Consider the following 24,203-nt stretch of genomic DNA (forward strand, 5'->3'; position numbering starts at 1 on the left):
GCTCGGTCGTGGCCCGCGCGGTCAGCCCTCCAGGGGGCATCTCGCCAGTCGTGATTGCGGATCTCCGCAGCGAAATCTCGGGCAATACGAGAAAGGGGCACTTCATTGTCCTTCCGTCGGACTTGATGCCCCGCCCCCCGATTTGGGGCGGAGACATGCAGTGCACTACAGTACGCCCCTTTTCGCCCTTGCGCAAGGTCCTGCTAGGTCCTGCTAGGTCCCGGCGGGCGCCATCAGCTCACTGGCTCTGCAGCTTGGCGCGAGCCTGCTCCAGCTGCTCGACGGTGATGGCTCCGGCGTCCGGCAGGCCCGCTTCCGCCCATGCGGCCTGCGCGCGGGGGATGGCGCCGTCGGCGTCGTCGATGAGGATCTTCTTCGCGAGGTTCACGGCGATGGCGCCGTCGCCCAGGTCCATGAGGTGGGCGAGCATGCGGACCTGCATGGTGGCGGAGGCCTTCTCGTTGTACCGGAAGACCAGCACCCATCGCCCCTGCAGCGCGCGGGCCCGCCCGATGAGGTCGCGGCCGCGGTCGGTCTCCTGCTGCTCGGTGCGGATGTGCTCGGTGTCCCCCGCCGGGTTGCGCAGGGTCAGCAGACCTCGCCGACTGGACTCCTCGATCTCAACCTTCTCCAGGAACGCCACGAACCGCGAGGCGCTCTCCAGGCGGCTGATGTCCTGCGCGGCTTGCTGGGCGATCAGGTGCAGGTCCACGGTGAGGGCGTGCACGCGGCGGCCCCACGCGGGTTCCTCGCCGGGCGGGCAGGGCCCGGCAGCGTGCGTGGCGGCAATGACGAGGCTGTAGTCCACGCCCCCATCATGGCGGCTTCCGGGACGACGTTGCGGTCGGTGTGCACCAGGTGAGCCGGGCATGTGGTGTGGCCACGGGACATGGATGAGAAATCTTCGCTGCGGCACTGAAGGCCGAACTTAAGGCGACCGGAGCTTCGAGCCTGATGACGCCGACGCTCAATCCCTGTCCCGGTACGGGTCGTACGGCTTCTCCCACTCGGATATCGCGCGAGGCGTCTGCCTCATCATGTACTCGATGTCACTGGCATACCGGTACGGCTTCGAGTCGGATTGCTGATACCTCGGCATTGGCGGGGATGGATCGCGGCGCTTGTATGTAGGTTCCTCCGGCTCGCTGCCAGATGGCTTCGACGAGTCAGACGCCTCTTGTAGCTGTCTGCGGAGCCCGGCCACCTCCTGCTCAAGCGCTGTCATCTTCGTTCGCAGCCCAAAGTTGGTGAGCATCGCGTCCCGCCGCGCCGCCTTCTCAATGGCAGACGTCCTTTCCTCCATCTTCTGTCGAAGCTGGGTTACGGCGTCACGGAGCTGCGAAAGCTCTATGGACAAGGAAGTCGTTGCGGAGCGAGGCGCCAGAATGTCCGGAAGCTGGGCCACCTCCTGCCGAAGCTGGGCCACCTCCTTACCGAGCTCGCGGTATCGACGGGCTCGCTCGCTCTCAACAAATGCATCGAACTCATCCGCATCTACAACTTCGCGCTCGACCGGCAGACTGAGGTCGTAGTTGAAGCGTTGATGCTCGGCCATTTCAACCACCTCCTGGGGTGACAGCGCCATGTCCAGCATGGGGCAAAAAGCCGGGATATGCGGATCACGCTAGTTGAGCAGGCCACGGCGACGCGGCGGGTTGATCGGTTCCGGCTCGTACACGGTCAGCAGGGCGGCTTCTGCCCAGTCGGGACGCGGGTGGCCTCTACACCAGGAGGCCGCCGCCGCGGCGGATGATCGGCTCCGGTTCGTACACGGCCAGGAGGACGGCTTCGGCGCGGTCTGGGCTCTTCATGCCGCGGGTGCGCATCGCCTTCTTGGACTCGATGACCGTGTGGCCGCCGCTGTTGTACTGGAGCTTCGGGGTGGTGAGCTGGATGGCGGCGTTGCGGTCGGTGCGCAGCCGGAGCCGGCCGGCTCCGGTGCCCGGGTCGGGCTGCAGGAGCGCGCGGGTGGCGAGCCACATTTCGTCGCGTTTCTTGAAGGGGCGCATGACGGCGCCCGGGTCGTCGTGGCCGGGGGACTCGGAGACCATGACGCCGACGATTTCGGCGCGGTGCCGGCCGTTCTCGGACCATGTCTTGAGCATGCCGACGGCGCCGTGGCCCAAGCCGTTTTGGTCGATCTTGACGCGGACGGGGGCGGTGGAGCCGAGGGCGTCGGCCAGGCGCTGTGCCTGCTCGATCTCCTCCAGGATGCGCTGGGCAACCTTGACCTGGTTGTCGTTCTCGGCGCCGCTGGAGTGGTGGCGGTGCTCGATGACGTCGCCGACGCAGCGGTAGATCGTGAACTCGTCGCCGCCGTCCGCGGCGACGTCCACGCCGAGGCGGACCCAGGCGCCGCGCTTGACGGTGTGGGTGGCGGTCTCGCCCTTCAGGCCGAGGTCGCACAGGCGAACGTAGCCGGGGCCGGTGGGGTCTTCGACCTGCTGGGCGTACTCGACCCACAGCGTCGGTATCGCCTTGCCGCCGCCGCCCTTGGGGAACTTGGCGTGGACCTTGGCGATCACGTACGGATGATCTTCCCCGTATTCGCGCAGGGTGCGGTCCACCCAGTCCTGATCCGGGAGGTGGATGGCGAGGGAGTGCTTGGGGACGCCGTCGGGACAGTCCCGGCAGTACGGGACGCGCTCACCGGTGATAGCGGGGGAGTCGAAGGTCGCGATCGGGATGGTGACGGTGGTCGGTTCCTCCGGGTCCTCGCCCTCTTCGCACAGCGTCTCGAACCATGACCGTGGATCGTCCATCGCCGGGTTGCCGATCGCGAGCATCTTCGCGTCGCCGGTGAGCAGGTTGTTTGTGCCCTGGCCGATGGTGCGTGCGATACCGCCGGCCTCGTCGACGATCATCAGGAGCTTGGGCGTGCCGTGGATGCCCTGCATGGCGGCCTCGTCGTTCTCCGGGGCGGAGAAGCCGTAGGCGACCAGGACTTCGTTGCCGTAGGCGTCGGGGATCTTCCACTGGGTGGTGTCGGCGCGGCCGGGGAGCCCTGCGCGGGCGATCACCTTCCTGATGTGGGGCCAGAGCTGGTTTCTGACCTGCCGGAATCGGGTCGCGGTGGTGACGATGACCATGGTCCCGGGCGGGTTTACTGCCCCAGCCCAGGCGGTCAATCTGCCCGAAATATAAGTTTTCCCAACCCCGAAGCCTGCGGGCACCGCGACGCGTTTGTAGTGCAGGACAGAGTCGACGATCTCCTTCTGCTTCGACCAGATCGTCTCGCCGAGAACGTCCTCGATGAACCCGGACGGGGTGTCGGCCCACAGGCCGAAGCGGCTGCCGGTGGCCCGTTCGACTTCGACGAGGAGGATGGGGAGTTCGGCGACGCTGACGTCGTCTTTGAGGGCCTGGCGGCGCAGCGCTACGGGAGCGCGCAGGAGGTCGTCGGCGAGGCGTGCGGCGAGGTTGGACTTCACCCCGGGCCGGCCGCGGACGGCGGCGGCCTGCGTCACGGCGGTGGGCCGGGACGGTCGGCGCGGGGCGGCGGTTCGCATGCGCGCACCGTGCAGGCCGGGAGGGGTTTGTGTCCTGGCCCGCACGGTGCGGGGGCGCCCGGTGGCGCTGTTGGGGCAGTCGGCCGGGCGGCCGGCGATGGCCGCTGCCGGTGCCCGGCTCTGAGGGGGGAGGGGAGCCGGGCACCGGGCGCGGGGTCTACCGCCGGAGCTTGGGTGTTCGCCGACCGGTTGGAGCGGACCGGTCGGCGAACAAGCTGGGCACCCGACGGGGGAGTGCGATCCCCCCTGAGCGTGTTGTCGAGTGCTTCACATCTGGGGAGACGTGCCAGGGGCCAGGAGTGTTACACCGCCCAGAACTTTTCTCGGTAGGGCTACTTGAGGTGTGTGCCGAGCAGGATCGCGCCCAGGAGGAGCGGCGCGAAGATGCCCAGCAGGTTGATGAACGTCATGACGGGCCCGTCGCCTCTGCGTCGCCGTGCCATGGTCAGGCCCGCCTCTGCACGGCGCGGATCTTCGCGCGGATCGAGTCGATGTGCAGGCCGGTCTCGTCGGCGATCTTCCGCATGTCCCAGCCGGGTTTGCCGTCGAGCTCGGCCGCGGTTTCGTTGCGGATGGCGGCCGCAGTGAGGTGGCGGGAGCGTGCGGCCGCGGCCTTGCGGGCGAGGTCGGGCAGGCGGTCGGCTGCGTCCTCGACGAAGTCGATGTCTGCGGCCTCCGCGGCGGCCTGCTTCTCCTCTTCTGCCGGCAGTCGTCCGGTCTTGCGGTCCAGGCCCAGGGCGACACGGCGGAGCTCGTCGAAGGCGTTGCGGGCGACGCCCATCGCCTTATCGACGGCTCGGGCCCGGGTGTAGAACTCCAGAGACAGGGCGCACCGGTCGCGTTCGCCGGCGACGACGACGTGTTCCGCGTCGGCGTCCCGGGCGATCCGGGAAGCCTCCTTCAGGCGCGTGGCCGCGTCCTTGATTTTGTCGAGCTCGGAGCGGACTTCAGTGACCGCGGTGTCCTTGATCTCCTTGAAGTCGAGGCGCTTGAGCTTGATGGTGTCGCCGGGGAAGAGGATGGCGCGGACGGCGCGGCGGCGCCCGATCAGGGCTTCGTGCTGGGTGGCGACCCTGGGCAGCTTGTCGGCTGCTTCCGGAATGAACGGCACGTCGGCGGCGCGGCCTAGGTCGGCCCAGTCCCGGGCGGGCGGGGCAGGCGTGGTGTCGTCGAGGCCGAGGGCGGAGCGGACGGTGCGCCGCTGGACGTCTCGGGTGCAGCCGGCAGCCTCGTGCACGGCGCGAGGGCGCTGATAGACGGCGAGGGACACCATCAGCCGGTCGCGTTCGGGGCGAACGATGGCGAGCTCGTCGAGGATCTGCCGGTAGATCTCGTGGGCGCGGCTGCGGCGCTCCTGCAGGGCGGGGATGGCGTCGAGCTCGGCCTTGAGGGTGTCGGCGGCGTCCTGGCGGATCTTCTCGAAGTCCGGGCGCTGCAGTTCTGGCGCGTCGGGTGCCACGGTGTTGGGCATCACGATCTCCTTGCCTGCTGTCCCAGTAGCCGCTGGCGGGCGGGCTGGAGTCGGAGGCTGGGGAAACCCCACGCCGTACATTTCGGCGAACCATACAGTACGGATGCCTGCGAGGCAACGGCGGCTCACCGCCAGCGCATCGAGAACGCCCTCCCGCCGACTCGTACGACGATGCCGCATCGCCGTGGCTGCCGCCTCGTCCCGGTAAGCAGCCAGCCGGATCGAGCGCCTCCGGCAGTCCACCACCAGGTGAAGCCCCACGCCCTTGGAGGCGGCTCGTCGATCCCGTTGGTCCCGCGGGGCCGCTTGTCGGCCCCGGCTGTCTCCTTCACCCGCGTCGGTGCGGGCTCGAGAAGTCGGGCCCGCCAGACCTTTGGGTTGATGTGGTTGGTGTTGATCTTGTTTCCCTTCTTCTAGTTCCTTTGCGGTCTGGGGGGTCTCGCGACTGCGGGTGGAGCGCGTCTTGCGTCTGCGGCTGTGCCGCAACTCCGGGGTGCTGCTCTACCGCAACTCCGGACTTGCGCTCTACCGCAACTCCGGCGCGACCTGCGGAAACGTGTGAACTTCAGGCAGTGCGGGCCGTGCTGTGACGGGGTGTGGCGGCTGCGGTGACGGGCGCTCGAACGCCGTCGGGGAACAGGACGTACTGGCGACCGTCCGGGTAGAGCACGGTCATCTCCGTCGGCAGCATCGGCCGGCGGACCTTCCACCCCTCGCTGTAGGACTCCCGGGGATGGTCCTCGAACCACATGTTGCAGTCGTGGCAGGCCGTGAGCAGGTTCTGCGGCCGGTTGATCCACTCTTCCCGGGCGCCGCCCATGCCCCTGTTCACCCGGTGGTGAATGGTGAGGTTCCGGCCGGATGCGCAGCGCACGCAGCGGTGCGCATCGCGGGCGAACACGAGGGCGCGAACGTCGTCGGTGGGGCCGGTACGACGGCGGGATGCCACGGCAGGTCTCCGTTCTACCCGCCGTGCCGGGCCCGAATGGGCCGTTGGGGTGCGCGGCGGGCGAGCGGGGACGATGCACTCGGGCCGCGGCTTACGTCGCCGCGTCCTCCTTGCCCTGGTCCTCGTAGGCGATGCGCAGAGAGTCGAGCAGGGTCGCGATGTCGGGGGCGTTCGTGTACTCGATGCTCAGGTTGGCCAGTCCGCCCGGCAGGACGGTGACCTCCCATTCGGCGGCGTTGGTGTCGTCGGTCCAGTAGTAGACGCCGGCGCCTGCCTGCTGGACGCCCTCTGCGGCGCCGTCGAACCAACTGGGGCCGAACACCTCGTCCAGGGCCTGGCCGGCGACGGCGTGCGGGACGTTCTCGAACTGCAGCGTGGCCTGCATGAAGTCGTCGATGCACACGTAGCCGGAGCCTTCACCGTTCTCTTCCTCCCACTGGAGGCGGGTGTCGCAGCATCCGGTGGGGCGCTGCAGGACCTCCAGGGGCGGGAATGCGATCTGCATCATGTCCGCCGCCGAGGTCTGCAGCTCCTCGAACTGCTGCTGCCAGTCCCTGATCGCTGTTTCCACATGAGGCTGCATGGGGTCCTCCGATCTGCTCGCCCCGCTGGTGCGAGGTGCGACCGGGGAGCGGGGCGGAGCCGGGAGAGGTTGCTGGCGGCCGCGGTCTTACGTCGCGCGGCGCCGCTGCGATGACCTTCGTCGTCAGCAGGGGACACAAGTCGTGTCGGCCGTCGACAGTGCGCGGCGTTCGGGGCGCAGCAGGGCGCCCCCGCCGTGAAGGAGCCGTCCGTGGCCCCGTACCAGCCCGCCGAGCCGACGCAGAGCCATCCGCTGAGTCTGGGCTTCACGATGACGTTGATCGCGTTCGCGGTGCACGTCCTCTTCGCTGCGGTCGGCGCCCCGCAGGATCACGGACTGGGCTACTGGGCGTTGGTCTCGTTGATCCAGTGGGCGACATTCACGCTGGCCGGGTACGGCAAGCCTGCGCTGTACCACTTCGTCGCGGTGCCGTTCCTGGCCACCTACTTCAGCCTGTGGGCGGCACTGCTGCCCGCGGCGGCGATCGTCCTCGTGCGGGTCTTGCACCGCGGCGCCTCCCTGCGGCGGACGCCCGTACACGGAGGCTTGTGGCCGACACTGCAGGCTTGGACGGGCTGGAGTCGCAGGTGACGGACAGCCAGGCTGACCTGCACGTGGTACCCGTACGGCAGCGCGACGCGAAGGCCTTTGTCGCAGCCTGGCATCGGCATCACCGGCCGCCCGCGGGCAGCGTGTTCTGCCTGGGCGCGGCAGACGATGCCGGCGTTCTTCACGCGGTCGCGATGGTTGGTCGTCCCGTTGCCCGCATGTTCGACGACGGGCAGACCCTCGAAGTCACCCGGACCGCGACCGACGGGGCTCGCAATGCCAACAGCCTGTTGTACGGGGCGGCCTGGCGTGCCGCGAAGGCCTTGGGCTATGCCCGGCTGGTCACGTACACGCAGGCCGGGGAGAGCGGCGCGAGTCTGCGTGGCGCAGGATGGCGGGTCATCGCGCAGCGGCCACCGCGGCGGGGCTGGAACTGCCCGAGTCGGCCCCGGACGTCCAATGGCAACGACCTGATCGCCCGAACGCTCTGGGAGGCGCCCGGCCCGCCGTGACGGGGCCCAGCGGTGGTGCGCGTCCACGAGGGAGGGGGCACGACGCCCCCTAGGACCAACGCGCCGACCGTGCCCGGGTCACCGATACCACTGCGCCCCGGGCCGGATGAGCTCCGGACCGGGGCGCGACGTGTGATGGGGGCTACGCCCCGCTGCCGTTGGACGTGCCGCCGGTGCCGCCCGGACACTCCGGATCGAAGATGTTGCACGACGTCGGGGACGGCTCGGGTGCCGTAGGCGATGGGGTCGGCTGGTTCGGGGTCGGCTCCGGGGCGGACGGCCGTGCGGAGGTCGGCGAGGTGCTCGGCTCCGGGGCGGTGGTGCCGTCACCGCCGCCGAAGACGGCGAACGCGGCGAGGATGGCGCCGATGACGAGCAGGGCGATACCGACGATCAGGCCGACGGTTCTGCGGGAGGGGGCGGGCTGGGCCATGGGGCAGGTTCCTTCCGGTGCGGTGCTGGGACCGGCGGAGCGTGCACGAGCTATGCGGCTTGTGGCGCGTGCTCACTTTCGGAAGCTCGGCGCCTTCACTGGCGGCGCGGCCGGGACCTTCCCCGCGGGGGCCTTCCCCGCGGCCGGCGGCTTCCCCGCGGCCGGCGGCTTCCCCGCGGCCGGCGGCTTCTTCGCTGACCCGTACGTGTCCCCATGGCCGGATACCGGCGGCACGCAGGTGCCGCTCCCCCCGCCCACGTCGGCCGTGCAGCTGCCCAGGGCCACCACGGTGATGACCATGAAGCTGATCAGGAGCGCGATGAGCGCGAAAGGAGCACGGCGCGAGACGGGCAGGTAGCGGTTCACCGGAAGGCCTTCCATCGGCGGAGTCAGTTCGCCGGATGCTGGAGGCCCCCACGCCTTGCGTCGCGTGCTGCCTACCCCGTAGGGGCACGGGATACTGTGCCGTGCCCCTCGCTACTGGGTCAGGCTGCCTGCACGCGTTCGGGATCTGGCGCGGCGCCCTTCGCGGCCTTGAGCTTCATGCGCGCCGTCACAGGATCCGGGCACTGCGCCCAATGCTTGTGGCAGGAGACGGCGGCCGCCGCTTCCCGCAGCTCCGCCCACAGCCGGTCGTACTCGGCCGCGTCAGCCGGCTCCCACCCCTCCGTGGCCGAGCGGCCGGGGTGCTGCCGCCCCCGCTCATCGATGGCCTCCCATCCCGGGTGGGGTTCCCGGGACCACGGCAGCCGGGCCTGATGGGCGTGGAGCTGGGCCTGCAGCGTGGCGAGGCGCAAATGTGCGGTGATCAGGTCCTTCGGGAACTTCAACGGGTCAAACGGCTCGGGCTCAGGCTGCGCGGGCTCATCGGCGGGGTTGGGGACGTCGGTCATGCGATCGAGCGTAATCGGCCATGCCGACAGCGCCCGCGTGTCACATGAGGGGCTGGTGTGGCCTGTCGTCGCAGTGCGTGTCGCCGGGGAAGCGCCCCCACCGATCGGGCCAGAGAACCTGCCAGACGGGCGGCTGCTCGCCGAGGAGCGCGCGCATGCCCGGGAAGTCGCTGGTGTCGCTCACAGGCCGCAGACGGACCGTGTAGCCGATCAGGACGTCGTCGAGTTCCAACCCGTCGAAGGGGTCGAGGAGATCGGTTACGAGCTGTGCGGCGGCGTTGTTCAGGACGCTGCAGGCGAGCTCGGCAGGCAGGGTGGTGCAGGCGAGTTCGTAGGCGCGGCCGGGCCGGGCGCCCAGGCCCATCGTGTACGCGAACGATGGCTTCTCGCCGTCGGCGTCGAAGATCCACCGCACCTCGTGGCTGTGGGCGGGAACGACGGTTCGGGCGTCTTCGGGGCGGGTGTCGGGTGTGATGCGGTCCATGGGGGCGTTCCTCGGGCCAGGGGGCGGGTCGGGGTCGGGTGCAAGACAGCCGGCCGTCGCGGCTACCGTCCACGGCTGGCCCGAGGGGGCCTACAGGAGACGCGGGTCGAAGAACGTGGCAGTGGTCATACGGGGTGCCTCCGGGCGCAGCTACAGGAGCGACTGTTCGTCGCCATGCGGGTAGAGCAGGTCACCGGGGAAGCGCCCCCACGCGTCCGGCAGGAGGATCTGCCAGAACGGGCAGGTGGGGGCGGGGCCGTTGTTGCTGAAGCGGCTGGCGTCCCGTACGCGGTGCAGGCGTACCGGGTCGCCGTTCACCACCTGGTCCAACTCCAGGTGCTCGGCGGGCTCCGAGAGGTCGCGCTGAAGCTGTTCGGCGGCGCGGCGGATGATGACCTGGGCGAGCGGGCCGACCACCCCGACGCAGGCCAGTTCGTAGGCTCGGCCGGGCCGCTGAGCCAGGCCGACGCTGTACGCGTAGAACGGCTCGTCGCCGTCCATGTCGTGGACGGCGACGACGATGAAGTCCGTCTCGGGCACGCGGGGGCGCTCGTCGACGTCGAGCGGGCTCATGCGGCTTGCCTCCGGTACTGGGCGGGGCGCGGGCGGGGAACGGACTGCAGGCGCCGGGCCTGGAGCGCGGTGAGCTGGCCGGCCGCCTGGTCGAGCCAGGACCGGAGCGCGGCGATGTCGCCGAGTCCGGCGACGGCGAGCGCCTGGCACGCCTCGTCGGTGGTGGCGATGCCGGGCAGGATCGTGGACTGTCCGGGTGCCGGGCGGGCCCCGGTGGCGGCGGCCAGGTCCCGCAGGAACCAGACGGGGCGGCCGTTCATGATCCGGGCGCGCACGGGGGCGTGTTGGTAGTGAAAGACGCGAGTGGCCGGGAACGGCGCGGAGGGCGCCGGGCGGGCCGGCGGCGGGCCTGGCTGGTTCGGCATGGGGTGCTCCTCGGGTGCTCTCACTGCGGAAGACGTGCCAGGCCGGTGATCCGCTACGCCCCGGTCGGGCCGGGGCGTAGCGGGACCGGGAGGCGTCAGTCCTGGGACCACTTGCTGGTGTGCTCGAACTTGCCGGTGATCAGGTCGACGATCAGGTGGTCGCCGTCGCTCGGGGGATTGGCCCGGGAGTAGTCGGCGAGCAGCGCCGTGTACCGCTCGTCCTTGGCCCGCCATTCGTCGTCCTGGTGGTGGTCTTCCGGCCACTCGTACGGCTCGACCGTGCCGTCCGTGCAGTGGAGGAAGATCTCTTCGTCGTGCCAGAACACACCGTTGTCGTAGGTCTGGGTGACGAACTCGACCTTCACCGCGTGCGGTGTGGCGTCGTCCGGGCCGCCGGGCTCGCACAGCCAGCGAAGCAGCTCCAGCAGTTCGGCTGTGCCGCGCCGGTCCCCTTCCCCCATGAACATGTTGGCGAGCATGTACAGCTGGTCCTGTGTCCAGTCGGCGACCATCGGCAGGATGCGGTTCGGGTCGGCGAAGAACTCGGCGTCCAGACGTTCGGCCGTGACCCTCCGCCCTGCGAGGGTGGCTACGTCGGCGAGGGTGACGGTGCTCCCGACGTTCAGGGCGGGCGCGGGGGCCGGGGAGGAGGCGGCGCTGCGGTTCACAGTGAAGCGCTGCGTTCCGACGTCGATCGGCTGCATGGGTGTCTCCAGGGTGTGTGTCAGGCTGGCCCGGGGCGGCCGCCCCGGGCCGGGCGGAAAAGGTCAGGCGGACGGGCGCAGGGCGATGCGCAGCGTGTCCCCGTCCTGCGGCTGCTCGAAGTCCCTGATCTCGATCAGGGCATCCGCGATGGCCGTGTGATCGAAGTCGACGTGGGGCAGCCGGTCGACGGGGACGTCACGGCGTTCCTCGCGCTCGGGGTCACCGTCGTAGTGGAAGGTCGGGCCGTACGTGCTCCAGGCCGGGCCGTCGTCGTAGTCGTGCGTGATGTGGAAGCTGACGGCGCTGGGGCGGGTGTGCTCCGGGTTGTCGTCGAACCACTCGGTGAGGGCGTCCCGCAGGTCGTCGAGCAGGTTCTTCGGGTACACGTACCGGCCGGGCGTGACGTCGTCGGGATGAGTGCGCGGTCCGTGCCCGTCCGCGTCGCCGTCTTCGACCTGGCGGCGGGCCATGTCGGCGGCCTCGTCGGCGGTCGCCGTGGTGAAGGTGGCGGCCCACCGGCCGAAGTGGTCTTCGTCGGTCTTCAGCTCGATGACTGCGTCGGCGTGCTCGCCGGGGAGGACTCCGGCGACGTACAGCTCGTCGCTGTGGTCGCAGCTCAGGCCGAGCACGGTGAAGACGTGCTGGCCAGCCGTGACGTCGACCTGGGACGCGGGGCCGCCGGTGTTGAGGCCGAGTCCTTCGAACATCTCGCCGACGGCCTTGACGAGGTCGCCGCCGTCCACCTCTCCGTCCGTGTCGTCGCCGCGCAGGTGGCACCAGGTGCGGAACAGGTCGGCGAGGGCGCGGCCGCTGGTGGAGATGGTCGGGTCGAAGGTGCGCATGGTCAGGGTCCTTTCTGGGGGCCGCGCCCCCGGGGTGCGGGGCGCGGCGGGGCGGGAGGTGGTCAGGCTTCGGTGCCGGTGAGGCGGTCGAGGATGGAGCGGGTGAAGTCCAGGCCGAGACGGCTCACGTACGCGTGCACGGGGGCGTGGTCGCGGGCGCGGGCCCGGTAGTCGGGCGTCTCGATCTGCCCGGTGGGGCCGACGTTCCGGCCGAAGGCGACGCAGTCGTGCGACATGAATTGGCGCATGTCGGCGTGCGGGAACTGGGCTGCCAGGCGGCGCGGTATCCCGCCGGTGATCTCGTTGCCGAGCACCTTGTACGAGCCGCGCGGAGGGACTGGAGTGACCAGCCGCAGAACCTTCTCCAGGTCTGCGAGCGTCCCGCCGAAGAACTCTCGCCCGCCGTACTGCAGTCCGAGCGTCGGGGCCGTCATATGCGACTCCAGACGGATCACAGCCGGGCCGCGCCGGAACGCGCGCACGGTGGTGCCGTTGTGGGTGCGCCACGTGTTCGTCGGGATGCCCCGGTCTGCGAAGTAGTCGTGTAAGCCGTCGAGGAATTCGCGGGCCGGCCGCGCCCCGTCGTCGGCGGGGGCGTGCTCGGTGTCGAGGTCGGGGAGGGCACTGCGCAGGATCTCGCGGGCGATCAACTCCGGGTCGGTGGCCGGGACGGCGACGATCGGGTACGTGGGGCCGCTGTCACGCCGGGCCCACGCGAGGGCGGTGTGCCCGGGGTGGAACGCGGCAATGACGGTGCGGGTGCCGTCGGTGATCCGGGCTGCCGGGGCGTCGGTCCAGCCGGTCCGGAACGCGGTGGCCTTCCACGGGGTGAGCAGGTTGGGCGCCGGGAGGAGTGCGGCGACTCGGCGAGCGGCGAGGGGCGTGCTGAGAACGGACGCGGTGGTCACGCGGGTGGTGCCTTCCTGGAAGGTGCGGGAGTGGAGTGGGCGCCGCGCCCCGGGCGGCTGACGCGGGGCGCGGCGGCGCGTCAAGCGAGGGCAGTGACGGCAATGTCGGCGGCCCGCGCGGGGGTGCCGAATACGGCGATGGACAGGCCCGCCGGAATGTCCGCCTCGGTGGTGTCGCCCGGGGTGATGAGCACGGTGTGGCTGATCAGCCGGTCGGCCCACTTGGCCGGGACGTCGTCGCCGGTGACGCGGAAGCGGACGGTGCGCCGGTACGGGTCGGCGCCGTCCGGCAGGGCGGGGAACAGGGCGTAGCGGGCCCGTCCGCCCTCGTCGAACAGGGGCAGGCAGGTGAACGACTTCAGGGCGATGTCCGCCCACTTGCGGCGGGAGTCGGGTACGGAGGCGATGAGCACGCTGTCGCTGTCGCGGACGATCAGTGCGCCGGTGAACCCGGCGGCGGTGAGGCTGGACAGGGCAGTGCGGGCAAGGGTGTCGATGACGCCGGACATGGGTGTCCCTCCGGTCGATGGGGTGTGGGGCGGCCGGCCGTTCCGGGCCGGGCGGGAGCGCCCCGGGAGTGGGGCGCTCCCGGGCGGGCGCTACTCGGCGCGCTCTTCGGCGTAGTGGTCCTCGGCGTCCCACACGGGGTACTCCCAGGCCCAGCCGTAGGCCGTGGCCAGGGCGAGCAGGTCACCAACGAGGAACACCAGGGCGCGGACGTCGTCGACGACGTACAGGGGGAAGCGGCCTTCCGTGCGGGCGTGGTGCAGCTCGATCACGTCGCCGGGCTGCATGCCGTGCGCGTCGGTGGCGTGGTGGAAGGCGTCGGCGAGTGCGTCGCTGACGGCGACGTGGACCATGGCGGCGGCCGTGGGGGAGTTGCGGCGGTCGTCTCGGTTGAGGCGCCCGACGGCCCGCAGGGCGGTGCGGCCCGCCTTCGCGGACGGCCGGGGGGCGCGGCCCGCGTCGCGGTGAGCGCGGTTCGCGGCGATGGCGGTGACGGTGCGGGTGCCGGGGTTGTCGGCAAGGGAGTCGGCAAGGCTTCCGGCAGCGGTGGCGTAGCGATGCGGGCCGGACTGTCCGATGAAGCCGTGGTTCCAGACGTCCCGAAGGGCGGCGCGCGCTTCCAGTTCGGCGGCAACGTGCTCGGCGTGGGTGACGACAGGGCTCATGGGGCGCTGCTCCGTGTGTCGTGGTCGTGAGGGTGGGGAGGGTGCGGGGCGGGAGCGGCTTGTGGCGCGCGCTCCCGCCCGGCGGCACGGGTCAGGCGGAGCGGGCGGGGACGTGCAGTACCAGTTCGTTGGAGCGCCACACATAGGCGTTCTTCGCGAGGGACACCCAGCCGTCACAGTCGATGTCGTGGCCGTCGACCAGGTAGGCGCGGTGGTAGAACTCGCCGTCGAGGACCTGCGTCGACGTCGGGTTCTCAATGCCCGCCTCGACGCTGGCCCAGGTGGGGGTCTCGGCGGCTCCCACGACCAGGTCTCCGTCGGACAGGTGCGCGGCGAAGGCGATCCGCACGGCGGCCGGGTCGGCGCTCTCGACGATGGGGCGGGGGTCGTCGCTGAGGATCACGGGGAAGAACTCGACGAGGGTGCTGCAACGCATGGGTGCGCTCCTTGTTGGTGTGTGGTGCTCGGCGATTCGCTGTGATCGCCTCACAAGGAAAACCATACAGCACGAACGGGCGGGAGTGGAACACCTCCCGGGCAACTTCCTTCACCCCCGCCCGTCCTGTCGCCCCGTCAGCACGTCGCGTTGCGGCCGGCCGTCTCCTCGCGTGCTCGCAACGGGCGTCCGCCCAGTCCCGGGTGGTTGGGGCGGGAGGAGTTAGAAAAGGCCGTCCTGGTCAACCGGGGCGGCCGGACGGCGCTCCGGTCCCCTGCGGTGGGGAACAGCCGTCTCGTCGCCGAACAGCGGCGCCGTGCCGAACTCGTCGGGCACGGCCGGGATGGCGGCCGGCCCGGCGGCGACGTCCAGGCGCAGCGTGGCGTTCTGGTCGAAGTCGCCTTTGGTCATGCGCGTCCAGTCGCGCCCGTGCTGCTCGCTCATGAGTGGATGGCTCCTCGGTGCGGGCCCGGGGCGCGGTGGCCCCGGGCGGGCTCTACAGGGGCAGGAGAGGGACGGTGAGGACGTCACCGGGCTCCGGGTGTTCGTCGGCGCCCTGGACCAACTCCACCAACTCGTCGTCGACGGTGGTTCCGGCAAAGTCGACGGTCTGCTCGACCCCGTCGGCGTACCGGATCGTCACGGTGGTCTCGTCCCACCACGGGCCGTCGGGGTGCTTGGTGGTGACGGTGAACGTCGCCGCGACGGCCGGCTGTCCGTCGCGGTCGTACAGGCCAGACTCCCGCAGATGCCAGCGCAGCGCGTCGGTGAGCGCGATGTACGCGCGGGCCTGCAACTCCCGGTCGATGTCCTCGCGCAGCTCCCACAGGGCGTGATCGGTGAGCGGGCGAAGGGCGTCGGCCGGGGTGAGGTACTGGGGGACGTCCGTGCCGGGCGGGTCCGGCAGACGGGATCGTGCGAGGCGCAGCGCGGCGCGGCTGAGGGCGGTCATGCGGGGTGTCTCCCTGGTGCGTGACGTACGAGCGGGCGCGCTGAGCATGGGAGGCCGGGCGGGCTTGCGTCCGCCCGGCGGGGCGGTCGGCTCAGTCCTCGGGCCCGATGAACTGGACTTCCGTCGCAACGGTTTCGCTGCCGGTCTCGTCGCCGTCTCCGAGGTAGCGCGCTTCAGCGTCCTCGGGGGATTCGGCCGTGAGGCGGAAGCTGATCGCTTCGGTCCGGTGGATCAGCACGGTGTACTGGCGCAGTGCCAACGGTGTACTGGCGCAGTGCCATGGGCGGTTCCTTTCAGGGGCCGGGGAGCGGGGGCGCTCTCCGGCGGGCGGTCAGGCGTAGAAGCGGCGGGCCCGCAGCACGCGGCCGGCGTACGGCACGGCCACGTCCTGGTGCTGCTCGCCGATGTGGCGCAGCGCGCCGTTCCGGGCCGCGTCGGGGGTGCGCTCGATGCCCCACCCCCGGCAGTCGTACGACATGCGCGGTCCCGCGTACGCGGCCACGGCCACCGGCACGCTGAAGACGTGCACGCCGCACGACCAGCCGTAGGGGTGCAACCGGTTCCAGCGGTGCCGGTAGGCCACGGCGACGGGGCCGGGCGCTCCGGGCTGCGTGAGCCACGCGTCGACGACGTGGCCGAGGTCCGGGTCGAGCACGTGCGGGGTGACCATCTGCCACGCCAGGGCCAGGGCGGGCCACTGTTCGGCTGGTAGCGGGCCGTCCGTGACGAGAGGGGTGACGGCGGGGAACTCGGGCCAGTCGGCGGGGGCGCCGATCGGGCGGGGGAGCAGCGCGGGCAGGGGCACGGCGGTGTCCTTCCGGGGGCCGGGGAGCGGCGGGCGCTCCCCGGCGGGCGGGCGGGTGTCAGGCGGCGGTGGGGAGTTGAGCGGCGGCACTCAGGTCGCGGGCGCGTTCGTCGGTGGGGCGTTTGGTCTCCCACACGACGTAGGCCGTCACCACGCCCGAGACGTGCCACATGTCGACGACCGTGCCCCGGACGGCCGGCCGGTGCGGTAGAGCCACCGTGTCGCCGTGCGCGAAGCCGTACGTCTTGCGGTCCTCCTCCACGAACTCGGCGTTGACGTGCCGGATGTGAGTGGCCGGGAGGGTGGTGGGCAGCCAATCGCCGTCGAACCGGACGGTCACGGTGCCGTCGTCGACGCCGATCACGGTCCCGTGGTGCGCGTAGCGGCGGGGCCTGGCCCAGCCGTACGGGAAGCGTTCGGCGATGCGCTCGACGCGGTCACCGGCCCCGTGGGTCTCCGGCGCCAGCCCCGCGGGGACGATGAGCACCAGGTCGTGAGGCGACCACTGGAACAGTTCGCCGTCGAGGCTGAGCACGTCCCAGCCCTGCGGGTGCCGGGCGGGCAGCGCGCGGTAGCAAAGTTCCCCGACGTGCCCTATGGGCATCCATCGGTCGCCGGGCTCTTTGCCGAAGTAGCCGACGACGAGATCACCGGCGCGTACGTCGTCGGCGCGGGCAACGCGAACAAGGCCCGGGTGGACGTCGTCGGGCAGAGGGCCAAGGGACTTGCCGCTGACGATGACGTCCCACAGGGGTAGGCCGACGGGGGGCACGATGGGGGCCAGGACGGTACTCACGATGTGGTTCCTCTCGAAGAGTGGTGGGGCGCGGCGGGGTGCCGCGCCCCGGGGGGACGCGGATCAGGGGCGCAGCCAGGTGGAGCCGGCCGGGACGTACGGCCGGGGCGGCTCCGCGCGCATGTTTTCCAGCGAGTACGGGACCAGTCCGAGGGGCTCGTCGTCGCCCAGCCACTGCACGGACGCGCCGAAGCGGTGCCGGATGGCGATGTGGCCCTTTCGGCCGTCGAGGGCGTAGAACACCGCTCCGCAACGCCATTGGGGGTACCTAGCGCTACCCCAGTCCGTGATGCGCACCCACCAGTCGGGGTGATCCTCCGCGAGCATCTGCGCCATGTGGGCGGCCACGACGGGTTCGGCCACTTCCTTGGTTTCAAGCTCCACGGTCCGACTGCCGTTCACCCCGCTGTAGCGGACGGTGAAGCGGGGGAAAACGTGGTCCCACTCGGACATGATCACGGGGGTCTCAAACCACACGGTGTCGTGGCCGGGCCGGTCCCAGTAGGTCTTGTAGACGCCGTTTTCGATCATGGTTGGGCCTTTCGCGGTTCGGGGCCCGGGGCGCGGCGGCAGGGGTACCGCGTCCCGGGGTGCGGGCAGGTCTGGTTTCGGGGTCAGCGGCGGACGGCGCCGAGAGAGGCGGCGAGCGCGAGGAAGGTGAAGGCGAGCAGGCCGGCCAGGACGGCGGCGGCCTTGACGCGGGCGATGATGCGGCGGGCGCGGGTGCGGTAGTGGGACATCACGGCTGACTCCTTCGCGGTGACGCGGGTGTGTGGTGTGGGGCGATTCGCTATGTTCGCCCCACACAGAAAACCATACAGTGCGAACGGCGTTGGGGGAAGAGAGGGGCGCAGCGAAGTGCCGCGCCCCTCATGGCCGGACAGCCGGTCAGTCCAACTCGTCGGCCGGGATGCCGTCGACGCTGACCAGTTCGGCGCCCTCCGCCTCACCGAGCGTGATGTGGCCGATCACGTGGCCGCCCCCGGTGCGGAACTCGACGTCGAAGTCCTCGAACTCGATCTCTCCCAGCGCATCGAGGGCCGCAGGAACGTCGGCGGCGTCGACGTGCACGGTGACGGTGCCGTCCAGGCGCAGCGCGAACCGGTGCCCGGCGGCCGGCCGCTCCGGCTCCCCGTGCGCGATGACGACCGCCTTCACGTCGTCGGTGAGCGCCGTGCACGACAAGCTGTCGGTGCTGAAAGCGAACATGTCGTCACTGCGCAGCGTGTAGTGGGGAAGCTCAGCGCCCCGCAACTCGACATGTCGGCCGAACAGCGGGGCCGCCTCCTTCTCGCTCAGGGCGACGCCCGTGCCGAGGTGCCACGCGTAGCCCTGGGCGTACTCGTCCACGGGGCCCGGGGTGCCGCGTTCGCCCGTGTCGCGCTGCACCGTGACGATGGCGTCCGGGTCGTGCGCCTCGGCGCGGGTGAGCCACGTGAGCATCGTGGCCACTTCTACCGAGTTGAAGCGCACGGCGGGGCCGTCGGCGAGTTCGCCGACGATGGCCATACGGGAGCCCTTGCTTGTGTTCAGGGCGATCGTCACGCGCGGGGTGGTCGCGTACGTCAAGTTGAACGCGGCGACGAACAGGAAGGCTGCAACGGTCTCGGGCGTAGCGGTGGCGGGCTCGGTGGGCATGGCGGGGCCTTTCGCGGTCTGGAGCGGGCGGGGCGCGGCGAAGGATGCCGCGCCCCGGGGGTTAGGGGCGTGCTGGCCGTTTCGTGGCCGGGCGGGGCCTACAGGTGGCCGACGGTGCGCAGCCGCTCGCACAGGTCGCGGGCCTGCGTGCGGGCGTCCTCCCACTCGTCGGCGAGCACGGGCAGCACGTAGTAGGTACGCGGGGCCTCCAGCCGGTGCCGGGAGTCCTCCCACTCGCCGACCTGGTTCCAGGCGTGCGCTTGAGCGCCCTTGCACGGCACGGAGTTCCGCCGGGCGGGGTCCAGGGGCGTGTCGGCGCAGCGCTCGCAGTCGCCGCTCTCCTGGTAGCCGTTGGCGCCATCGAAGCGGCCCCGGTCGTCCAGGACGGCGGCGACCCACCAGCGGCGCGCGTCCGGCTCGGGCGCCTCCACGACGGCATCCCGGGTGCGGGCGAAGTTGACGGCCAGTCCCATCGCGTAGGGCTTGAGGATGCCCCGGGCGTCCGTGTGGGACAGGGCGGCGACGGTGAGGGACTGCCGGAGCCCGCAGTGCGGGGCGTCCTCGTACCGGGCGTTGAGGACCAGGTAGCGCGAGCCCCCGTCGTGGAAGACGTCGCCGGGCTTCACGGCCAGGCGCTGAACGGTCATCGGGGCGGTACGGGAGTCGAGGACGGTCGACGTGAACTCGGCGCAGGTGGCGGCCATGGGAAGTCTCCGTTCGTGCGTGCGGTGAAGGGTGAGGGCCGGGCGGGCGGCGGGGGGGGGGGGGGAGGCCGGCCCGCCCGGCGGCCTAGGGGCCGGACGGCCGCGTCCCGAGGGAGGGGGCGGGCGCGACCGTCCGGCCGGACCGTGGGGCGTAGCGGTGGCTTGTGGCTACGCGGCGGGGGTGTAGAGGCCCTGCACGAACGGGGCGGTGCGCTTGTACGAGGCGCACCCGGCGATCAGGGCGGGGTCGGTGATCCGGTAGGCGAACACCTTGATCCAGCGGCCTTCGGGGTAGCCCTTGCACGGCTTGGTGCGCTTGCGGGTCGTGCGCGGGTTGAGGCCGAAGTTGGCGGCCCGGTACGCGTTCACGATGTGCTTTCCGGCCCAAGAGCCGTAGCGGTCGATGTCCGTCTCCTCCATGCCGAGCACGGTCAGGTAGTCGCTCACCTTCACGCGCTGCGTCATGTCGCGGTGCGCCCGGTTCGCGCGGCGCCGGTCGCGGAGGACGGCGGCGGGGCGGCGGGGGCGGTGCGTACGGGCCTTGGGCATTCGAATGCTCCCTGATGTGTGTGGGCAAGGGGAGCGTTCGCTGTGTCGCTTCCCTTGCGGTGTGCCACCACCGTATCACGCGATACGGAAAACCGTACAGTGCGAATGTCGCGAGATTCGGTCACCGTCGAATCCCGGAAGGGGGGTTGACAGGGCGGGGCATCCGCACTGTACGTTTCTCGTGTTCCAGCCGAACGGCGGAACGCAACGGCCCGGCATGCACACAGCGAGGCAGCCGGCCACCACACACCAGGGAGCAACCCATGACCGATACGGTCGCCACCCCGCTGCGTCTGCACCACGTCATCGCCATCGCGGGCACCACCAGCGTCATCCCCGCCGTCGTCCGCGTCCCCGACCACCCCGTGACCGGACCGCACGCCATAGAGACGCTGCGCCAGCAGGCGGCCCGTCGCGGTGGCTTCCTCACCACGGTCTACGCCCCCGACACCGCTTCCGCCCGGAAGTCCGTACGGACCCACGCGAACGCCGCGTACGCCGCCTTGAACAGCAAGGCCATCGACATCCCCAAGACGAACAAGTTGCGCGCCGTGGTCTTCAGCGCGACGTCGTTCGACACCGGCGAACTCGACGTGCGCACGATCATCGACGAGCCGACGTGCATGCACGGCACCCGCACCTTCATGGACTACCTGAAGTTCCTGGGACTCGACCGGTACGTCATCGAGGCCCCGACGGACGCCGCCGCGCTCTCCGCCGCGTGGGAGCTGTTCATGGACGACGTCTACACCGACGACGTTTACGCCGTACACGCCACCGTCTGACGGCTCCCACACCCCGGCCGCCCCACACTCCCCTGGCGGGGCGGCCGGCCCACCGCGCGCCCTTACCCGCGCCCGCGCGTGAACCTGCGCAAGTCGCGCAACAACCCGTCGTTTCCGCCCGTTTTGCATGCCTCTCTTGGAGTCCAGTCGTGACCTTCACGTCTCGCCCGTCCGACCCCGCCTCTGATCTTCCGCCCACCACAGCGCTGGAGGTGTTCCGCCCGTTCCTCCGAGACAGGGCGGTAGCCAACCCGCACGGTCCCGCACTCCCCGGCGCCCATCCGGGCCCGTTCACGCCGACGGCGTACGAGGTGCTGCACGGCGGGGAAATGGAACAGATGGCATGGAGTGCGCTCCTCCTGCACTTCGGTGACATGGTCGAGATGCGCACCCTGTCCCAGGGCGGGGAGATGCCTTTCCGGCAGCCGGGCGTGGCCTACGACGTCCAGGACGGGCGCCACAAGGGCCGCGTCGTCGGGTTCTGGGAGGAAGGCGCCGACCGTCCGGTCTTCCAGCTGCGCACGTCTTCGCTGGAAAAGCCGGTGACGCGCCGGATCATTCGCACCGTTCAGCTCTTGGGCGGCGACTTCAATCCGCGCCCGCTGCACGTACCGGGCTTTCCCTCCCCCCGCTCTGCGGGATGGGCGCGTGATGAGCGCCTGTACCGGCCGGAGCGCAGTGCGGTGTTCCGCAAAGACGCTGAGGGCCTGTACCGCGTCTACACGCGTCTCCTGACGGCCGCTGAGTTGGCGGTGGTCCTGGAGTCGGCCGCGCCCACCGTCCGCAAGTACCAGGCGCTCCGACGTTTCCACATCGAGCGGGCGATCGAGCAGCACCGCGAGCGCGTGGAGCGGATGGCCCGTCCCCGTCGCCCTTGATCTCCGGTACCGCTCCCCGGCCGTGACGGTTCGCGCACCGGCCGGGGAGCGGGCCAGCCACCCCTTCCCACCCATCACTCGTACGTCTTCGCCCTGGAGGGTACGCATGCCCACGTCCACCCCGACCGCCATCCACCTCGTCCGTGATGCCGAAGCCGTCCTCACCGCCGCCGGGCTCCCCGTCATCGACAACGCCATGACATCCCTCACGGGCGTGACCGTGTATCCGGCGAAGTACCGGGCCGACGCCGTCCGTGTCGTCCCCGTCGTACACGGGCAGGAGCGGCGCCCCGGTGACCGGCCGGAGTTCAACGAGCAGCGCGCGGAGTGGGGCCGCCTCATAACGACCGCTCGGGACGCGCTCGTCGCCGCCGGGTGGGAGCGGCGGGGGGAGGGCCCGATGGGCGGGGAGTTCATCGCGCACACCCCCGTCGTGCGAATGGCGCGCACCGTCCTGTCGGCCGCCGGCATTCCGCTGCTGCCGCAGGGCTACCCGGACGGTCGCGGGGTCCACGTGCACCCGACCGACGGCAAGCACCGCAGTGCGCGCATCGTCGTCCACGCGGGAGGCCACCGGTGCAAGCCGTACAAGCCGCAGGAGAAGGGCGCGGAGGAGTGGCGCGCGCTCATGCGGCAATGCCTCGACGTCATGGACGCGGCTGGCTGGACGCTCGACCACACCGTCATCCACGACGACGCGCAGTTCAGCGCTCCCCATGATGTTTTCGTCCCGGAGCGGCCGGCCGTTCCCGTCGTGCTTGGGTGCGACCCGGAAGCCGACGAGTTCGTCCAGCACGTGGCGAAGATCCTGCGGGAGCGCGGCTATGTCCCCAGCGCGGCGCTCCAAGGCCAGCAAGAGAAAGCGTGGGGGTTCTCCGTGCTGGCGCCGACCCTCGCGTCCGACCACGTGATGGTGACCTATGCCCACAACCAGCCGGGCCCGGCGGACGTGGTCGCCCCGCGTAACCCGGAGGAGCGCCGCCAGTTCTTCGCCGTGCTCGGCGCGTTCGAGCGGACGCTGACCCGTCACGGGTTGACCATCACCAACACCGAGCGGGGGCGGACGGTGGTGTGGGTGCAGCGCCCGGAGCGCAGCATTCGGGCCCGCATCGTGCTCGCCGACGACTCCGGGTTCGCGTGGCTGCCCGAACTGGCCAAGTCGTACCAGGTGGAGACGCGTGCGTCGCTCACCGAGGAGTGGCAGCAGCAGGGTTCCGAAGAGCAGGAGCAACTGCTGTGGGCCGTCGAGTACCTGCTGCGCAAGGGGCTCGCGACGGCGGAGGCGGAGGGCGGAACCATCTACGTCACCGCGACCGGCGAACCGCTCACCGCGGACTTCTGGCCGTACTCCCGGTACGTGCCGCTCGTCGAGTCCTGATCCAAGCCGCGGGGGCCGTCATGCTGGCCGGCCCCCGCCGCGCCCGGCCGTTCGCCGCCTCCGCACTCGTCCGTGCCGCCCGTCTGTCACGGCCGTGTGCAGGGCCTGCGACCGCAGTGCCTTGACCAACAACTGACCGTGGAGGTCATCCGTGTCCATGAAGCAGTCCACCCCCGACGAGCGCCCCGCCACGAAGGCCGACATCAAGGCCATTCTGCAGATACTCACTGTCCAGGGCATCGGATCTGCTCTCATCTCGGCCAGCATCTTCGTGCTCATCTACCTGCGCTGACGTCTACCCACGCACGTGCGGGGGTCAGCGCTTCCGGCTGGCCCCCGCAGGCCGCCCAGCCCCCTGAACGATCCTGGAGTCATCCTGATGAGCCACACCCGTCGCTCCCTCCCGAACTCTGCGCTATGGCGAGAGTTCACGCCGGACGACCGTGACACGCTGCGTTCCCCCGCGTACCTCGTGGTCGCGCGTGGTCGAGAGCCCCGCCAGGCCGGGGTCATGTCGCGCGCCGCCGTGCTCGCCACCACCGGGCACTACGCGTTCGCCCTCGGAGGTGAGGCGGTCTACGACGAGGAGACCGACACGCTGTATCGGCGCGCGCCGGGGCGGCTGAGCGACACCTTCGAGCACACCCCGACACCGCTCCCCGTCCGGGAGGCCGCGTGCACGACGTGCGGCATGTGGGCGCGCGAGCACCGGTGGCCGCTGAGGATGTCGTGCCGGAACTACCGGCACCCGGCCGTCGCGAAGGCCGTTGCTGCACTGTCTGGGGCGTTCCCTGAGCACGTGGAGGGCGAACGGGACGGGTGGCGGGTCATCTACCGCAACGACGTTCCGGCCGTGGTGTGGGATCTGGCCGTGAAGATCGCCGCCGACACCCCGCAGCAGGAGGCCAAGCGGCACGAGCTGGGGGCGGCTCTTGCGGCGGCCGGCATCGCGGTGACGTTCCCGTCGGACATGTTCATGGTGTTCTTCGCCGAGCGGCCCGCGGATTGGTCCGGCCCGCGCTACTCCGTGGTCGGGCAGGACTCCGCCATCGGTGCTCTGTTCGGCGGTTCGCAGTTGGTGATGGACGGGGTCACGGGCGTGCACGTCCTCGGGGTGCAGACCCCTGCTGAGGCAGGGCGGCTGTGTGCACGACTCAACGAGGTGTATGAGGAGCAGAGGGCGCGCATTGCCGCCGGTGACGGGGAGGCCGGCGCGGTGATGCGGGTCGACTTGGCCGAGCCCGCGTAGCGGTCCGCTCGACGTCCAGGCGCCCTGGACTCCCGACCGTTCGCACTGTATGGTTTTCCTTGTGGGGCGATCACAGCGAATCGCC

General features: G+C 70.8%; 35 protein-coding genes. 7 read left to right on the top strand and 28 right to left on the bottom strand.

Annotation, left to right across the window (positions count from 1 at the left end; genetic code table 11):
* Positions 1 to 238: 238 nt before the first annotated feature.
* From ACFW6B_RS23335 to ACFW6B_RS23360, 6 genes are all read right to left on the bottom strand, one after another.
* Positions 239 to 808 carry a hypothetical protein gene (locus ACFW6B_RS23335; protein ID WP_386598462.1) on the bottom strand — a complete coding sequence of 190 codons (570 nt, stop codon included), beginning with the start codon at positions 806 to 808 and terminating at the stop codon, positions 239 to 241.
* Positions 809 to 967: 159 nt separating this feature from the next.
* Positions 968 to 1,594 carry a hypothetical protein gene (locus ACFW6B_RS23340; protein ID WP_386598463.1) on the bottom strand — a complete coding sequence of 209 codons (627 nt, stop codon included), beginning with the start codon at positions 1,592 to 1,594 and terminating at the stop codon, positions 968 to 970.
* A gap of 127 nt (positions 1,595 to 1,721) precedes the next feature.
* Positions 1,722 to 3,509 carry a hypothetical protein gene (locus tag ACFW6B_RS23345; protein ID WP_386598464.1) on the bottom strand — a complete coding sequence of 596 codons (1,788 nt, stop codon included), beginning with the start codon at positions 3,507 to 3,509 and terminating at the stop codon, positions 1,722 to 1,724.
* 445 nt (positions 3,510 to 3,954) lie between these two features.
* The gene (locus ACFW6B_RS23350) at positions 3,955 to 4,980 is read right to left on the bottom strand and encodes a hypothetical protein (protein ID WP_386598465.1); all 1,026 of its coding nucleotides are present in this window, start codon (positions 4,978 to 4,980) and stop codon (positions 3,955 to 3,957) included.
* A gap of 565 nt (positions 4,981 to 5,545) precedes the next feature.
* Positions 5,546 to 5,929, bottom strand: a complete 384-nt coding sequence (locus tag ACFW6B_RS23355; RefSeq protein ID WP_386598466.1) for a hypothetical protein — start codon at positions 5,927 to 5,929, stop codon at positions 5,546 to 5,548.
* Positions 5,930 to 6,020: 91 nt separating this feature from the next.
* Positions 6,021 to 6,512: a hypothetical protein gene (locus ACFW6B_RS23360; protein ID WP_386598467.1), complete on the bottom strand. Its 492-nt coding sequence runs from the start codon at positions 6,510 to 6,512 to the stop codon at positions 6,021 to 6,023.
* Positions 6,513 to 6,722: 210 nt separating this feature from the next.
* Here ACFW6B_RS23360 and ACFW6B_RS23365 point away from each other — a divergent pair, with 210 nt between their 5' ends.
* Positions 6,723 to 7,103, top strand: coding sequence for a hypothetical protein (locus ACFW6B_RS23365; protein ID WP_386598468.1), 381 nt, complete (start codon positions 6,723 to 6,725; stop codon positions 7,101 to 7,103).
* The gene (locus ACFW6B_RS23370) at positions 7,079 to 7,573 is read left to right on the top strand and encodes an XF1762 family protein (RefSeq protein WP_386598469.1); all 495 of its coding nucleotides are present in this window, start codon (positions 7,079 to 7,081) and stop codon (positions 7,571 to 7,573) included. Before ACFW6B_RS23365 ends, ACFW6B_RS23370 begins: the two co-directional genes overlap by 25 nt.
* 142 nt (positions 7,574 to 7,715) lie before the next feature.
* On the opposite strand, the gene ACFW6B_RS23375 is transcribed toward ACFW6B_RS23370, so the two are convergent.
* The 22 genes from ACFW6B_RS23375 to ACFW6B_RS23480 all read right to left on the bottom strand — a co-directional run bounded on the left by ACFW6B_RS23375 (position 7,716) and on the right by ACFW6B_RS23480 (position 19,828).
* Positions 7,716 to 8,006, bottom strand: a complete 291-nt coding sequence (locus ACFW6B_RS23375; protein WP_386598470.1) for a hypothetical protein — start codon at positions 8,004 to 8,006, stop codon at positions 7,716 to 7,718.
* Between the two features lie 72 nt (positions 8,007 to 8,078).
* The gene (locus tag ACFW6B_RS23380; protein ID WP_386598471.1) at positions 8,079 to 8,372 is read right to left on the bottom strand and encodes a hypothetical protein; all 294 of its coding nucleotides are present in this window, start codon (positions 8,370 to 8,372) and stop codon (positions 8,079 to 8,081) included.
* 119 nt (positions 8,373 to 8,491) lie between these two features.
* Complete coding sequence (locus tag ACFW6B_RS23385; protein ID WP_386598472.1) at positions 8,492 to 8,899, bottom strand: hypothetical protein; 408 nt, start codon at positions 8,897 to 8,899, stop codon at positions 8,492 to 8,494.
* 40 nt (positions 8,900 to 8,939) lie between these two features.
* On the bottom strand, positions 8,940 to 9,383 hold the full coding sequence (locus ACFW6B_RS23390) for a DUF4262 domain-containing protein (RefSeq protein ID WP_386598473.1): 444 nt from the start codon (positions 9,381 to 9,383) through the stop codon (positions 8,940 to 8,942).
* Between the two features lie 150 nt (positions 9,384 to 9,533).
* Positions 9,534 to 9,956 carry a DUF4262 domain-containing protein gene (locus ACFW6B_RS23395; RefSeq protein WP_386598474.1) on the bottom strand — a complete coding sequence of 141 codons (423 nt, stop codon included), beginning with the start codon at positions 9,954 to 9,956 and terminating at the stop codon, positions 9,534 to 9,536.
* Positions 9,953 to 10,321, bottom strand: coding sequence for a hypothetical protein (locus ACFW6B_RS23400; protein ID WP_386598475.1), 369 nt, complete (start codon positions 10,319 to 10,321; stop codon positions 9,953 to 9,955). Before ACFW6B_RS23400 ends, ACFW6B_RS23395 begins: the two co-directional genes overlap by 4 nt.
* Positions 10,322 to 10,416: 95 nt before the next feature.
* A complete protein-coding gene (locus tag ACFW6B_RS23405; protein ID WP_386598476.1) occupies positions 10,417 to 11,025 on the bottom strand; it encodes a hypothetical protein in 609 nt (202 codons plus the stop codon).
* A gap of 63 nt (positions 11,026 to 11,088) precedes the next feature.
* Complete coding sequence (locus tag ACFW6B_RS23410; RefSeq protein WP_386598477.1) at positions 11,089 to 11,868, bottom strand: hypothetical protein; 780 nt, start codon at positions 11,866 to 11,868, stop codon at positions 11,089 to 11,091.
* A gap of 62 nt (positions 11,869 to 11,930) precedes the next feature.
* Complete coding sequence (locus tag ACFW6B_RS23415; RefSeq protein WP_386598478.1) at positions 11,931 to 12,776, bottom strand: hypothetical protein; 846 nt, start codon at positions 12,774 to 12,776, stop codon at positions 11,931 to 11,933.
* Between the two features lie 80 nt (positions 12,777 to 12,856).
* A complete protein-coding gene (locus ACFW6B_RS23420; protein WP_386598479.1) occupies positions 12,857 to 13,285 on the bottom strand; it encodes a hypothetical protein in 429 nt (142 codons plus the stop codon).
* Positions 13,286 to 13,375: 90 nt separating this feature from the next.
* The gene (locus tag ACFW6B_RS23425; protein WP_386598480.1) at positions 13,376 to 13,948 is read right to left on the bottom strand and encodes a hypothetical protein; all 573 of its coding nucleotides are present in this window, start codon (positions 13,946 to 13,948) and stop codon (positions 13,376 to 13,378) included.
* Between the two features lie 91 nt (positions 13,949 to 14,039).
* Positions 14,040 to 14,384 carry a hypothetical protein gene (locus ACFW6B_RS23430; RefSeq protein WP_386598481.1) on the bottom strand — a complete coding sequence of 115 codons (345 nt, stop codon included), beginning with the start codon at positions 14,382 to 14,384 and terminating at the stop codon, positions 14,040 to 14,042.
* 222 nt (positions 14,385 to 14,606) lie between these two features.
* Positions 14,607 to 14,828 carry a hypothetical protein gene (locus ACFW6B_RS23435; RefSeq protein ID WP_386598482.1) on the bottom strand — a complete coding sequence of 74 codons (222 nt, stop codon included), beginning with the start codon at positions 14,826 to 14,828 and terminating at the stop codon, positions 14,607 to 14,609.
* A gap of 52 nt (positions 14,829 to 14,880) precedes the next feature.
* Positions 14,881 to 15,336 (bottom strand): hypothetical protein, encoded by a 456-nt coding sequence (locus tag ACFW6B_RS23440; RefSeq protein ID WP_386598483.1) that lies wholly within the window; start codon positions 15,334 to 15,336, stop codon positions 14,881 to 14,883.
* Positions 15,337 to 15,427: 91 nt separating this feature from the next.
* Positions 15,428 to 15,595 (bottom strand): hypothetical protein, encoded by a 168-nt coding sequence (locus ACFW6B_RS23445; protein WP_386598484.1) that lies wholly within the window; start codon positions 15,593 to 15,595, stop codon positions 15,428 to 15,430.
* 72 nt (positions 15,596 to 15,667) lie between these two features.
* Positions 15,668 to 16,141, bottom strand: a complete 474-nt coding sequence (locus ACFW6B_RS23450; RefSeq protein WP_386598485.1) for a hypothetical protein — start codon at positions 16,139 to 16,141, stop codon at positions 15,668 to 15,670.
* 58 nt (positions 16,142 to 16,199) lie between these two features.
* Positions 16,200 to 16,937 carry a hypothetical protein gene (locus ACFW6B_RS23455; protein WP_386598486.1) on the bottom strand — a complete coding sequence of 246 codons (738 nt, stop codon included), beginning with the start codon at positions 16,935 to 16,937 and terminating at the stop codon, positions 16,200 to 16,202.
* Between the two features lie 63 nt (positions 16,938 to 17,000).
* Entirely contained in the window at positions 17,001 to 17,468 is a 468-nt protein-coding gene (locus ACFW6B_RS23460) for a hypothetical protein (RefSeq protein ID WP_386598487.1), read from the bottom strand.
* 83 nt (positions 17,469 to 17,551) lie between these two features.
* Positions 17,552 to 17,680 carry a hypothetical protein gene (locus ACFW6B_RS23465; protein ID WP_386598488.1) on the bottom strand — a complete coding sequence of 43 codons (129 nt, stop codon included), beginning with the start codon at positions 17,678 to 17,680 and terminating at the stop codon, positions 17,552 to 17,554.
* A 145-nt stretch (positions 17,681 to 17,825) separates the two neighbouring features.
* Positions 17,826 to 18,575 (bottom strand): hypothetical protein, encoded by a 750-nt coding sequence (locus tag ACFW6B_RS23470; protein WP_386598489.1) that lies wholly within the window; start codon positions 18,573 to 18,575, stop codon positions 17,826 to 17,828.
* Between the two features lie 98 nt (positions 18,576 to 18,673).
* Positions 18,674 to 19,279 (bottom strand): hypothetical protein, encoded by a 606-nt coding sequence (locus ACFW6B_RS23475; protein WP_386598490.1) that lies wholly within the window; start codon positions 19,277 to 19,279, stop codon positions 18,674 to 18,676.
* 168 nt (positions 19,280 to 19,447) lie between these two features.
* Complete coding sequence (locus tag ACFW6B_RS23480; RefSeq protein ID WP_386598491.1) at positions 19,448 to 19,828, bottom strand: hypothetical protein; 381 nt, start codon at positions 19,826 to 19,828, stop codon at positions 19,448 to 19,450.
* A gap of 263 nt (positions 19,829 to 20,091) precedes the next feature.
* On the opposite strand from ACFW6B_RS23480, the gene ACFW6B_RS23485 reads away from it, so the two are divergent.
* From ACFW6B_RS23485 to ACFW6B_RS23505, 5 genes are all read left to right on the top strand, one after another.
* On the top strand, positions 20,092 to 20,613 hold the full coding sequence (locus ACFW6B_RS23485; protein WP_386598492.1) for a hypothetical protein: 522 nt from the start codon (positions 20,092 to 20,094) through the stop codon (positions 20,611 to 20,613).
* 149 nt (positions 20,614 to 20,762) lie between these two features.
* Complete coding sequence (locus tag ACFW6B_RS23490) at positions 20,763 to 21,491, top strand: hypothetical protein (RefSeq protein ID WP_386598493.1); 729 nt, start codon at positions 20,763 to 20,765, stop codon at positions 21,489 to 21,491.
* A 106-nt stretch (positions 21,492 to 21,597) separates the two neighbouring features.
* Positions 21,598 to 22,869, top strand: coding sequence for a hypothetical protein (locus tag ACFW6B_RS23495; RefSeq protein WP_386598494.1), 1,272 nt, complete (start codon positions 21,598 to 21,600; stop codon positions 22,867 to 22,869).
* Between the two features lie 151 nt (positions 22,870 to 23,020).
* On the top strand, positions 23,021 to 23,161 hold the full coding sequence (locus ACFW6B_RS23500; RefSeq protein WP_386598495.1) for a hypothetical protein: 141 nt from the start codon (positions 23,021 to 23,023) through the stop codon (positions 23,159 to 23,161).
* A gap of 87 nt (positions 23,162 to 23,248) precedes the next feature.
* Entirely contained in the window at positions 23,249 to 24,118 is an 870-nt protein-coding gene (locus ACFW6B_RS23505) for a hypothetical protein (protein ID WP_386598496.1), read from the top strand.
* Positions 24,119 to 24,203 lie beyond the last annotated feature (85 nt).

Source organism: Streptomyces sp. NPDC058751 (assembly GCF_042746485.1).
Taxonomy (GTDB): Bacteria; Actinomycetota; Actinomycetes; order Streptomycetales; family Streptomycetaceae; genus Streptomyces.

Coding starts and splice junctions, on each gene's coding strand:
- ACFW6B_RS23340 (WP_386598463.1), bottom strand. CDS start 1,594: ATGCTGGACATGGCGCTGTCACCCCAGGAGGTGGTTGAAATGGCCGAG.
- ACFW6B_RS23345 (WP_386598464.1), bottom strand. CDS start 3,509: ATGCGAACCGCCGCCCCGCGCCGACCGTCCCGGCCCACCGCCGTGACG.
- ACFW6B_RS23350 (WP_386598465.1), bottom strand. CDS start 4,980: ATGCCCAACACCGTGGCACCCGACGCGCCAGAACTGCAGCGCCCGGAC.
- ACFW6B_RS23360 (WP_386598467.1), bottom strand. CDS start 6,512: ATGCAGCCTCATGTGGAAACAGCGATCAGGGACTGGCAGCAGCAGTTC.
- ACFW6B_RS23375 (WP_386598470.1), bottom strand. CDS start 8,006: ATGGCCCAGCCCGCCCCCTCCCGCAGAACCGTCGGCCTGATCGTCGGT.
- ACFW6B_RS23385 (WP_386598472.1), bottom strand. CDS start 8,899: ATGACCGACGTCCCCAACCCCGCCGATGAGCCCGCGCAGCCTGAGCCC.
- ACFW6B_RS23390 (WP_386598473.1), bottom strand. CDS start 9,383: ATGGACCGCATCACACCCGACACCCGCCCCGAAGACGCCCGAACCGTC.
- ACFW6B_RS23395 (WP_386598474.1), bottom strand. CDS start 9,956: ATGAGCCCGCTCGACGTCGACGAGCGCCCCCGCGTGCCCGAGACGGAC.
- ACFW6B_RS23400 (WP_386598475.1), bottom strand. CDS start 10,321: ATGCCGAACCAGCCAGGCCCGCCGCCGGCCCGCCCGGCGCCCTCCGCG.
- ACFW6B_RS23405 (WP_386598476.1), bottom strand. CDS start 11,025: ATGCAGCCGATCGACGTCGGAACGCAGCGCTTCACTGTGAACCGCAGC.
- ACFW6B_RS23410 (WP_386598477.1), bottom strand. CDS start 11,868: ATGCGCACCTTCGACCCGACCATCTCCACCAGCGGCCGCGCCCTCGCC.
- ACFW6B_RS23420 (WP_386598479.1), bottom strand. CDS start 13,285: ATGTCCGGCGTCATCGACACCCTTGCCCGCACTGCCCTGTCCAGCCTC.
- ACFW6B_RS23425 (WP_386598480.1), bottom strand. CDS start 13,948: ATGAGCCCTGTCGTCACCCACGCCGAGCACGTTGCCGCCGAACTGGAA.
- ACFW6B_RS23430 (WP_386598481.1), bottom strand. CDS start 14,384: ATGCGTTGCAGCACCCTCGTCGAGTTCTTCCCCGTGATCCTCAGCGAC.
- ACFW6B_RS23435 (WP_386598482.1), bottom strand. CDS start 14,828: ATGAGCGAGCAGCACGGGCGCGACTGGACGCGCATGACCAAAGGCGAC.
- ACFW6B_RS23440 (WP_386598483.1), bottom strand. CDS start 15,336: ATGACCGCCCTCAGCCGCGCCGCGCTGCGCCTCGCACGATCCCGTCTG.
- ACFW6B_RS23460 (WP_386598487.1), bottom strand. CDS start 17,468: ATGATCGAAAACGGCGTCTACAAGACCTACTGGGACCGGCCCGGCCAC.
- ACFW6B_RS23470 (WP_386598489.1), bottom strand. CDS start 18,575: ATGCCCACCGAGCCCGCCACCGCTACGCCCGAGACCGTTGCAGCCTTC.
- ACFW6B_RS23475 (WP_386598490.1), bottom strand. CDS start 19,279: ATGGCCGCCACCTGCGCCGAGTTCACGTCGACCGTCCTCGACTCCCGT.
- ACFW6B_RS23480 (WP_386598491.1), bottom strand. CDS start 19,828: ATGCCCAAGGCCCGTACGCACCGCCCCCGCCGCCCCGCCGCCGTCCTC.
- ACFW6B_RS23485 (WP_386598492.1), top strand. CDS start 20,092: ATGACCGATACGGTCGCCACCCCGCTGCGTCTGCACCACGTCATCGCC.
- ACFW6B_RS23495 (WP_386598494.1), top strand. CDS start 21,598: ATGCCCACGTCCACCCCGACCGCCATCCACCTCGTCCGTGATGCCGAA.
- ACFW6B_RS23505 (WP_386598496.1), top strand. CDS start 23,249: ATGAGCCACACCCGTCGCTCCCTCCCGAACTCTGCGCTATGGCGAGAG.